Origin of the sequence: Variovorax sp. efr-133-TYG-130 (genome assembly GCF_030208835.1) — a bacterium.
Lineage (GTDB): Bacteria > Pseudomonadota > Gammaproteobacteria > Burkholderiales > Burkholderiaceae_C > Variovorax.
The window spans coordinates 1-3336 of the sequence record NZ_JARVTD010000048.1 but is presented as its reverse complement, the minus strand read 5'-3'; the positions used below and the strand labels follow the sequence as shown (position 1 = coordinate 3336).

At 59.2% G+C, this 3336-nt stretch carries 1 protein-coding gene; it reads right to left on the bottom strand.

Annotation, left to right across the window (positions count from 1 at the left end):
- Positions 1-250 precede the first annotated feature (250 nt).
- Positions 251-3178 carry an ATP-dependent DNA helicase gene (locus tag QRN67_RS32195; RefSeq protein WP_350226992.1) on the bottom strand — a complete coding sequence of 976 codons (2928 nt, stop codon included), beginning with the start codon at positions 3176-3178 and terminating at the stop codon, positions 251-253.
- Positions 3179-3336: the final 158 nt, after the last annotated feature.

Genomic DNA, 3336 nt, shown 5'->3' with positions numbered 1-3336 from the left:
ATACACCTGCTGAAATGTTCAGCGAATGCGTTGCATCGACCGGTTGAATCCGCCCTGCGTAGCCGCCTTTCGTCGACGGCCGGTTCAGACTGAATGCAGCCGGTCACCCGTCTGCGCATGAATGACTGGTGCGAGAAAGAGCGGACCGTGGATGCCTTCGGAGAAGCCCTTTTGGATCTCAAGAGCCGACACCACTAGCGTAGTCACTCGTGGACTGCCTCGGCTCGTCCGCCATCGGATATGCCAACGGCTACCGTGGGGCTGAAGGGCAGATGGTCGAGAAGTCACAGCGACCGCAGTGACGACCGACGGTGGGCGTGTTGTCGCCGGCAGCGAAACGCCCAGCGGCTTTGTAGGCCTTCGTCATTTCTATGGCCTTCGAGCCGTCGACCTTGTCGGTCTTCTCGGACAGCACATGGTGCAGCGACATCGAGGTAGGCCCGGGCAAACCTAACCCGCGCAGCACCGGGTTCATGATCGTCTTGTAGTCGCTGATCCCACGGCGAGAGAAGCGCAGGATTGCATACTCGGTCCCGCCGTAGGTTCCATCGATTCGAAAACCCCATGGCATCTGCAGCGTTAATCCAGCAATGTTCGCAGTGGTCTGTTCGAACCTTCCACCACGTTCCTTCAAGGCCTGCACCTGACCTTCGCCCCGTTCGAGGGCATAGAGTGAGTCAGCCCACAGCGAGGGGTCTTCTACGGCGCTAGGCAACTTGCGGATGGTCCAGGCAACACCAAGCGCGAGTTTTGCCGAGCCCGACGAGCCGCTTGAGAATGCCTTGAGCGCGTCCATCACCGCCCATCGAGCACGTAGCGAAACGTCAATATCGGATTCGCTCTGCATCTCCAGGACGTGGCTATACCAGTAGCGCAACGAGCACATTGCGTAGCTGTAGAAGTCTTCGAAAGGCATCACCTTAGGTGCAGAAAACGCGGCTTCCGAAGAGGACTTCACCGCAGTCAGCGAAGGTCCGCTGTACTGCCTTGAAAGGTACTTCCTGGGGTAGTGCTCCAATTGGGGAGCGGTCGAGTTCTTGAACTTGGTATCCTGATAGAGGTACAAGTGATGCTTCGCTCTTGAGACAGCCACATAAAGCAGGTTGTTCCGCTCTACCGATTCCTCAAACTTGTATTCTTCCGTCGTACTGCCGAGTGCTTCAGGCGGCACGATGTCGAGTATTCCATCAGGCCGCCAACTGGGTTCTCGGCTTCCGTAGCTGTCGGCGCTCACGTAGCCGACGTGCACAGCCTCGAACTCCAGCCCCTTGCTGCCATGAACGGTCATCACGCGTACGCCGTCGAGCACAGCAGCCTCCGGCGGAAGCTCACGCTGACCTTGGCCATCGCCGATTCGCTGCCGCAGCCGTTGTCGCAGCAAGTACCGAGACAGCCTCGCCTCTTTCATCTCGCCATCGCCGTTCCGCACGCTATAGGCGAACTGCCAGAGCGCAACACGGCTCACCCAAGCTCGCACGCTGTTGTCAGCGGCAGGTGGGAGGCCGAAGCGCTTATCCAGCAATAGATGGCAGATGAAGGCCCATGGATTCGAGCCGTGCTGGAAACGCCCGATGAGCTCATGGATGGATGCCGTCACCGCCAGTCCGCGAGGACTAAGCCCCGGCGGCGGCGCATGAATCCAACGACCTCTCTGGAAGGCCACATCGCTCTCTGCGGCCTTCAGCAGCACGTCTACGTCTACCAACGGCATGTTGAGAGATGGAATCCCTGCCAGTCCGACTAACGCCTTTGGTCTACGCTCGACCAAGAGCTGGACGAGACAGAGGATGCGCTTGACCTCGGTCCGTGCGGTCAGGTCACCGACGTAAATGATGGGAAGCCCTGCCTGCTCCAATAGCTCGGCGGACCGTTCTACGTCGCTCGACTTGCGGCAAAGCACTGCTTGGCGTCCGAAAGGTACCCCGCCGGCCTGCAGTTCGCGAATGACTTCGGCAATCGCGCCGAGCAGAGCATCGCCATCTCGGCAATTGACAACCACCGGCTTTGAGCCGGATACGCCCTTAGTGGCGATGACCTCATCGAGCCTCAGCGAGCTCTCGAGAGCGTGGTCACGTCCAACATGCTGCGTGAGGTCGACGACCTCCTGCGAACTCCTACGATTGAACGTCAGGGGATACCGTTGGATTGAAGTTCCAGCTGCGTGCGCCTTGAACTCGACATCGAACTTCTGGAGGCTTTTTAGCGAAGCGCCGCGCCAATGGTGAATTGCTTGCCGAACGTCGCCGACCACCCAGATATGCTTCTTGTACGCCAGCTGGCGAAGCATCTCGACCATGGCCTGTGTGACGTCCTGGTACTCATCGACCAGAACGTGCTGGAAGCGGTCGACCAACTCAACAAAAGGTTTCCTGTCATCTTTGAGGGCAATCGCTGGCTTCGAGATGAGGTCAACGAAGTCGACGGTGCGGCGCTCCTTGAGCAGCGTCTCATGCAACTCGAAAAGCTTGGCCACATCGAGCCTCTTTTGCAGAAGCTCGGCGTCTTCGACTTCATCGCTCTCGACGAAGCTCCGATAGGCTGCGGGGGAGACCAGTTCCTCCTTGAGCCTTGTAATGCCGTCAACGACAGGCCCAAGCCATTCATACGGGTCTTCGACACGTAGAAAGTGCTGAAGGTCGACGCGAGGTAGTGCCTTGACCAGATTGGTCATCGAGCCCATCAGATCCGAGACATGCAGGTCAGAGTCGAGTTGGAAATGCTGGTGATACTTCCGAAGGAACTCCAGCCCGAAGGAGTGGAAGGTGCCCGCCCATATGTCCGAAGCGTTGGGAATTCCGGCACTGCGCAGTCGCTCGACCAGTTCCAGCGCCGCCTTGTTCGTGAATGTGAGGGCCAGAATCTGGCTCGGATGCACATGCTTCTCTTCCACCAGGTACTTGACCCGATGGATGAGCGTCGTGGTTTTACCTGTACCCGGCCCCGCGACCACGTTCGCGGCGCGTTCCTCGGCGCTGGCTGCGGCGAGCTGGTCAGGACTCGGCGCACTCAGGGCACTCGTTGTCTCGGGGGCTTCGGGAAGGAGCAGGCCGTCTAGCATCTGCTGTCGAACGAACTCTAACGGGATGCCCAGTTCTAGGGCGATCTCCGCAGGCCCCCTTCCGGCCGATGCAAGTTGACGAGCGACGGCTCGCGGCAACAAGAGTTCGCGGGCGAACACATTTGCCTGAAGCTCCTGCCGCTCTCTCGCTCCGTAAGCTTCAACTTTGAGAACAGCGGGACTCCCCGCGCTGCCAAGCAGCGTCTCTAGGTGGGCAACCGTGTGACCTGCCCGCTTTCTCCGAGACATTGATTTCTAGGAAGATGGCTCCCGCCCGA